This window comes from Streptomyces sp. NPDC059456 (genome assembly GCF_042750055.1).
In the GTDB taxonomy this organism is placed as follows: Bacteria; Actinomycetota; Actinomycetes; order Streptomycetales; family Streptomycetaceae; genus Streptomyces.
On record NZ_JBHYVA010000567.1, the window covers coordinates 1 to 5,641 of the forward strand.

Consider the following 5,641-nt stretch of genomic DNA (forward strand, 5'->3'; position numbering starts at 1 on the left):
CCCGCACCCAGTGAGGGGGCCGGCGCGGCCGGGGCCACGGCGTCCTGCCCGCGGCCGCCCCGGGCGGCCTCGGCCGGCTTCGCGGGCTTCTCCCCCGCGCCGACGCCGCGCCGCTCGATGGCGCGCGTGGTCATGAACAGCACCCACGACAGGCCGAGCAGCCCGAAGCCCGCCCAGACGGTCGGGTTGAACACGATCCCGGACACCCATTCCACGAGGCCCGTCAGCACCAGGGCGACCGGCACCAGCGCGTACGCCGCGATGCGCGTGGCGGTGAGGAAGCGCCTGCGGTACGCGGCCACCGCGGCGATCCCCAGGCCCGCCGCGGACACCGCGGAACAGATGGTCTCGGCAAGCATGCGGTCCTCCAGGGGTGGGCGTTCCGTCCCTTCCATCCTGCACCGGGCCGCGCCGTACGGGCCATGTCCACGGGGGATCCGGCGGCCGTCTCCGGGAAAATTCGGGGTCGCGCCTCCTCCCCGGGGATGGGTCAGGGGTGCGTTTCGGTGCCGGTGCCCGGCGGCTGGGACACTGGTCGCATGACCGATTCCGTGATCCTCGACGTCTGGTGCGAACTCCAGTGCCCGGACTGCCACCGCGCCCTGGACGACATACGCGCCCTGCGGGCCCGCTACGGCGACCGCCTGGACATCCGGCTGCGCCACTTCCCGCTGGAGAAGCACAAGCACGCCTTCACCGCGGCGCAGGCCGCCGAGGAGGCGGCGGAACAGGGGCAGGCCTGGCCGTACGTGGAGGCCGTCCTGGCCCGCACCGCGGAGCTCGGCGAGCGCGGCGAGGCCGTACTGCTGGACGTGGCACGTGAACTCGGCCTCGACGCCGAGGAGTTCGACACCGCGCTGATCGACGGGCGGCACATCCTGATCGTCGACGCCGACCAGGCCGAGGGCAAGGCCATCGGCGTGACCGGCACCCCGACGTACGTGATCGACGGCGAGCGCCTCGACGGCGGCAAGAGCCAGGACGGCCTGCGCGCCCGCATCGAGGAGATCGCGGACCGCCTGCTCGCCGCCGGCGCCGACACCCCTTGAGCCGGTCGTCGGCTAGATCAGTTCCTTGGTGAAGTTGACGTCGGTCGTCCGGTAGCCGAGGGATTCGTAGAGCCGCAGGGCCGGGGTGTTGCCGGCGAAGACGTGGAGTCCGAGGACGCGGTGGCCCCCGGCCAGGGCCGCGCGTTCGGCGAGCAGCATCAGGTCCCGGCCGTGGCCCCGGCCGCGGTGCTCCTCGGCGACCGCGACGTCGAAGACGTACGCGCCCTCCCCCACCGGCGCCACCCACACGTGGCCCACGGGGACGCCCCCGGCCTCCACGACGAGGAGGGCGACGCCCTCGGTGGCCAGTCCGTGGGGCAGCTGGCGCTCGTGGTCGGCGACCGACTTGGCCCGGGCCGCCTCCTCGGACAGACCGCGGCTGGTCCAGTCCTCGGCGTAGCCGTCGATCGCCCGGACGATCCAGACCTCGTACTCGGCCTCCGTCATGGGACGTCCGACGACGCCCTCGCGGAGCCCGGGCGGCTCCGCGGGGAGGTCCTTGGCCATGTTGCGGCTGTACTCGGTGTATCCGAGCGCCCGCGCCATCCGCAGGCCGCCCGCCGACGCGACGGGTACGGAGACCCGCACGCGGCGGCAGCCCCAGCCGCGCAGCACCTCCTCGGCGGCGAGCGCCCCGACCGTGGCGCGCCCGCGCCGCCGGTCCGGTTCGTCGACGGTGAGGTCGCGGATCTCGCCGACGGTCGGCCCGAAGGGCGTGTCGCAGGCGGCCAGCAGCGCGCCGACGCGCCTGCTGTTGACGCGGATCTCGTACGGGCGCGACCGCGCGCCCCCGGTGCTCTGCTGAAGCGGCCCGCTCGGCCGCAGGGTGGTGGTCATCAATCGAGTTCTACCCGCCCCGCGGGCACCTGCGACAGCCAATAAACGGGCGGTTCGGCCGCCGCGCGCCGCCCGTTCCGCCCGCTACTTGCCCAGCGCCGCCCGTTGCCTGCCCCGCGCCGCCCGTCTCACGGGTCCAGGTCGGCTCCGGCATGCGCGTCGAAGGTCCTCATCGCCTCGGCCGTGACCGGCCCGGGAGCCGCCGCCGTCGTGCGCCCGTCGACCCGGTGGACGGCCTGTACGTCGCGCAGCGTGGAGGTCAGGAAGACCTCCTCGGCCTGTTCCAGTGCCTCGAAGGGCAGGTCGGTCTCCTTGGCCCCGGCCCACTCCACGACCAGGGCACGGGTGATCCCGGCGAGGCAGCCGGAGGTGACGGGCGGGGTGTGCAGCTCGCCGTCGAGGACCACGAAGACGTTGGAGCCGGTGCCCTCGCAGAGCCGCCCGACGGTGTTCGCGAAGAGGGCCTCGGAGGCCCCGGCGCGGGCCGCGGCGGCGAGCGCGACCACGTTCTCGGCGTACGAGGTGGTCTTCAGCCCGGCCACGGCGGAGCGTTCGTTGCGGACCCAGGGCACGGTGATCACGGCGGTGGTGTCCGGCCGGCGGGTGGTCTCGCCGACGGCCACGACCAGGGTGGGGCCGTTGTCCCCACGGTCGGAGCCGAGCGGGGAGATTCCGCCGGTGTACGTGATGCGCAGCCGGCCGAGCGGCATCGGGTTGGCCTCCAGCACGGCCGCGCAGGCCCGGCGCACCTCGTCCGCGTCGGGGTCGGGCAGGCCGAGGCCGCGGGCCGAGCGGGTCAGCCGGTCCACGTGGCGGGTGAGGGCGAAGGCCGTCCCGCGCTCCGCCTTCAGTGTCTCGAACACGCCGTCGCCCACGGTCAGCCCGTGGTCGAACACGGACACCTGTGCGCTGCCGGCGTCCCGCAGCGCGCCGTCGACCCAGATCCTCACCGTACGATCCCTCCGCTCACCCAGGGGTACCCGTCACCTCATGGGCTCCCGACGCTACCCGGAGCAGGCGGGCGGCCTTCAGTTCGGTCTCGGCCCATTCGCGTTCGGGGTCGGAGCCCCAGGTGATGCCGGCGCCGGTGCCGAAGAGCAGGCGCGCGCCGCCGGGGCCCTGGCGGTCGATCCAGAAGGTGCGGATGCCGACGGCGAGCTCGGCGGTGCCGCGGTCGGCGTCCACCCAGCCGATGCCCCCGCAGTAGGGGCCGCGGGGGGCGGTCTCCAGGGCCTCGATGATCCGCAGGGCGGAGGACTTGGGCGCGCCGGTGACGGAGCCGGGCGGGAAGGTCGCGGCGAGCAGCTCGGGCCAGCCCGCCCCGTCGGCGAGTTCGCCGGTGACGGTGGAGACGAGGTGGACCAGCCCGGGGTGCTCCTCGACGGCGCACAGCTCGGGGACGGCGACGGAGCCGGTGGAGCAGACCCGGCCGAGGTCGTTGCGCACGAGGTCCACGATCATCACGTTCTCGGCGTGGTCCTTGGGCAGGAGGTCGGCGGCGGTGCGGCCGGTGCCCTTGATGGGGCCGGACTCCACGTGGCGGCCGGCCCGGCGCAGGTACAGCTCGGGGGACGCGGTGGCGATCTCCACGCCGTGAGCCGGGAGGCGAATCGTTCCTGCATACGGGGCCGGGTTGCCGCGCGCGAGCAGCGCCGTGAGGGCGTCGACGTCGGCGCGGTCCGGGTCGGGCAGCGGCGCGGACATCACGCGGCAGAGGTTGGCCTGGTAGACCTCGCCCGCCGCGATGTACTCGCGGATGCGCCGTACGCCGGACGTGTAGGCGGCGCGGTCCAGGGAGGAGGACCACTGGTCGGCGGCGGGCCCGCGCCAGGCTCCGGCGACGGGCGCCGGGACGGGGTCGGGGCGTACGTCGCCGAAGCGGGCGCAGACCAGCCGCCCCTCGAAGTCTGCGGACACCGCCCAGAAGCCCGCCGAGTCGAGGGCGGCGGGGTCGCCGGTGACGTCACGGAGGTCGGTCGCGAGGAGGCCGCCGAAGCGGGCCAGGGGAAGCAGGTCGTGCACGGCTGCGAGTCTATGACCGGTGACGCCGCGGCGCCGGTGAGGTGACCGCCGGGTGACCGGTGGTGATCGAGCGGCAGCACGCTGCGGAAACGCGTTTTTGAGCTGGCCCGGGAATCCGCTAGAGTTCAACACGTCGCCAGGGAGCGAAGGGGGAAAACCCCGGAGCGAACACGGTGACCTGCGGACGTAGCTCAGTTGGTAGAGCACCACCTTGCCAAGGTGGATGTCGCGAGTTCGAGTCTCGTCGTCCGCTCGAAGTGGGGGATCTTCCCGAGAACCCCTGCAGCTCCATGGTGGAGTGGCCGAGAGGCGAGGCAACGGCCTGCAAAGCCGTCTACACGGGTTCAAATCCCGTCTCCACCTCCAAGGACGATTAGCTCAGCGGGAGAGCGCTTCCCTGACACGGAAGAGGTCACTGGTTCAATCCCAGTATCGTCCACTGATCCGCAAGGATCCCCGCGCGATTAGCTCAGCGGGAGAGCGCTTCCCTGACACGGAAGAGGTCACTGGTTCAATCCCAGTATCGCGCACGCAGTACACGCACCATCTGCGGTTTCGACCGCGGTCCCGCGCGATTAGCTCAGCGGGAGAGCGCTTCCCTGACACGGAAGAGGTCACTGGTTCAATCCCAGTATCGCGCACCACCCGGAAGCCCCGGCCGTCTCGACGGTCGGGGCTTCTGCGTCGTACGGGCTCCGCCCCGTGGGGAGTCGGCGCCGGGGCGCGGGTGGGGCCCCGGCGAACGGGGCCCCGGGTACGCCTCAGGAGGAGAACAGCATCCGGGCGAAGCCGCCCTTGTGGTGGCCGTGGTGACCGTGCCCGTGGCCGCCGTGGTGCGGGGCGCCCCAGGCGGGCGCGGGGGCGGCGTGCTGGACCGGGTACGGGGCCGGGGGCGCCGCCGGCGGCGGGACCTGGCCGTACTGTCCGGCGGTGTACTGGGACTCCATGCGGGTCAGGGCCTCCAGCTCGCCGTAGTCCAGGAAGATGCCGCGGCAGCCGCTGCACTGCTCGATCTGGACGCCGTTGCGGTTGTAGGTGTGCATCATCGCGTGACACTTCGGACACTGCATGACCGGATCAACTCCTCGCCGTCTGCTTCGCCACCGGATGCATGCCCGGTGGCGTGAAGCTCACCCTACGACGGAGCGTTCGCCTCCAAGTCGGGCGGGAGGGAGGCAATTCGGGCACAGGATTCCACCATCAGCCGTTCCACGTCGTCGAGTCGGCGGTGGTTTTCCACCGATTTGGCCAGGGCGAGGGCTGCGGTCTGCACGGTCAGGGCCCGGGCCGCGAGGTCCAGTTCCGGCCACGGATCGGAGCCGGGGGGCCCGGCCGCGGGCCCGCCGGCGGCGCGGTAGGAGTCGAGGAAGGTGACCCAGGTGCCGGTGTCGAGCAGGCCGGCGGCGTACCAGGCGGCGGGCCGGGCCAGATCCCAGGCGGGGGTCCCGATGCCGAGGTCGTCGACGTCGATGAGCCGCCAGCCCCCGCCGGGGCCGGGCCCGCGCACCAACTGCCCGAGGTGCAGGTCCCCGTGACACAGCGCCCCGCCCCGGGGCGCCGGCGCCTCCCCCCGCACCCACGCGGGCAGCGTCCGCGCCGCGGCCCGGACGAGGTCCCCGGCCGGGCGGCCCTCGGCAGGGCCGGGGACGAGGGCGGACCCCGTACGCGCCCCCGCGGCTCCCCGGGCCCCGGCGGGCCCGTCGGCGGCCGGGACGGCCCCGTCGGCGGTGGGG

The 5,641-nt window shown here is 73.7% G+C and carries 7 protein-coding genes and 5 tRNA genes; 6 read left to right on the top strand and 6 right to left on the bottom strand.

The window, feature by feature from the left end:
• A partial coding sequence (locus tag ACFXA3_RS33520; RefSeq protein ID WP_385193106.1) for a hypothetical protein occupies nt 1-359 on the bottom strand: 359 nt, incomplete at its 3' end.
• A gap of 180 nt (nt 360-539) precedes the next feature.
• Between ACFXA3_RS33520 and ACFXA3_RS33525 the strand changes: the two genes are divergently transcribed.
• Complete coding sequence (locus ACFXA3_RS33525) at nt 540-1,049, top strand: DsbA family protein (RefSeq protein ID WP_385193108.1); 510 nt, start codon at nt 540-542, stop codon at nt 1,047-1,049.
• A gap of 12 nt (nt 1,050-1,061) precedes the next feature.
• On the opposite strand, the gene ACFXA3_RS33530 is transcribed toward ACFXA3_RS33525, so the two are convergent.
• The 3 genes from ACFXA3_RS33530 to ACFXA3_RS33540 form a co-directional block, all read right to left on the bottom strand.
• Nucleotides 1,062-1,886: a GNAT family N-acetyltransferase gene (locus tag ACFXA3_RS33530; protein WP_385193110.1), complete on the bottom strand. Its 825-nt coding sequence runs from the start codon at nt 1,884-1,886 to the stop codon at nt 1,062-1,064.
• Nucleotides 1,887-2,014: 128 nt separating this feature from the next.
• A complete protein-coding gene (locus tag ACFXA3_RS33535; protein ID WP_385193113.1) occupies nt 2,015-2,836 on the bottom strand; it encodes an aminotransferase class IV in 822 nt (273 codons plus the stop codon).
• Nucleotides 2,837-2,852: 16 nt separating this feature from the next.
• Nucleotides 2,853-3,908: a chorismate-binding protein gene (locus ACFXA3_RS33540; RefSeq protein WP_385193116.1), complete on the bottom strand. Its 1,056-nt coding sequence runs from the start codon at nt 3,906-3,908 to the stop codon at nt 2,853-2,855.
• 180 nt (nt 3,909-4,088) lie between these two features.
• Between ACFXA3_RS33540 and ACFXA3_RS33545 the strand changes: the two genes are divergently transcribed.
• The 5 genes from ACFXA3_RS33545 (at nt 4,089) to ACFXA3_RS33565 (ending at nt 4,552) form a co-directional block, all read left to right on the top strand.
• Nucleotides 4,089-4,161, top strand: a tRNA-Gly gene (locus ACFXA3_RS33545).
• A gap of 39 nt (nt 4,162-4,200) precedes the next feature.
• Nucleotides 4,201-4,274: transfer RNA gene (locus ACFXA3_RS33550), tRNA-Cys, on the top strand.
• A 1-nt stretch (nt 4,275) separates the two neighbouring features.
• Nucleotides 4,276-4,347, top strand: a tRNA-Val gene (locus tag ACFXA3_RS33555).
• Nucleotides 4,348-4,366: 19 nt separating this feature from the next.
• Nucleotides 4,367-4,438: transfer RNA gene (locus ACFXA3_RS33560), tRNA-Val, on the top strand.
• Between the two features lie 39 nt (nt 4,439-4,477).
• Nucleotides 4,478-4,552 (top strand) — tRNA-Val (locus ACFXA3_RS33565).
• A gap of 117 nt (nt 4,553-4,669) precedes the next feature.
• Here ACFXA3_RS33565 and ACFXA3_RS33570 read toward each other — a convergent pair.
• Together ACFXA3_RS33570 and ACFXA3_RS33575 are read right to left on the bottom strand one after the other, a co-directional pair.
• Complete coding sequence (locus ACFXA3_RS33570) at nt 4,670-4,978, bottom strand: zf-TFIIB domain-containing protein (protein ID WP_054220673.1); 309 nt, start codon at nt 4,976-4,978, stop codon at nt 4,670-4,672.
• 65 nt (nt 4,979-5,043) lie between these two features.
• Nucleotides 5,044-5,641, bottom strand: a 598-nt coding sequence (locus ACFXA3_RS33575; protein WP_385193118.1) for a phosphotransferase, incomplete at its 5' end; no start/stop codon positions are given.

Coding starts and splice junctions, on each gene's coding strand:
- ACFXA3_RS33525 (WP_385193108.1), top strand. CDS start 540: ATGACCGATTCCGTGATCCTCGACGTCTGGTGCGAACTCCAGTGCCCG.
- ACFXA3_RS33530 (WP_385193110.1), bottom strand. CDS start 1,886: ATGACCACCACCCTGCGGCCGAGCGGGCCGCTTCAGCAGAGCACCGGG.
- ACFXA3_RS33570 (WP_054220673.1), bottom strand. CDS start 4,978: ATGCAGTGTCCGAAGTGTCACGCGATGATGCACACCTACAACCGCAAC.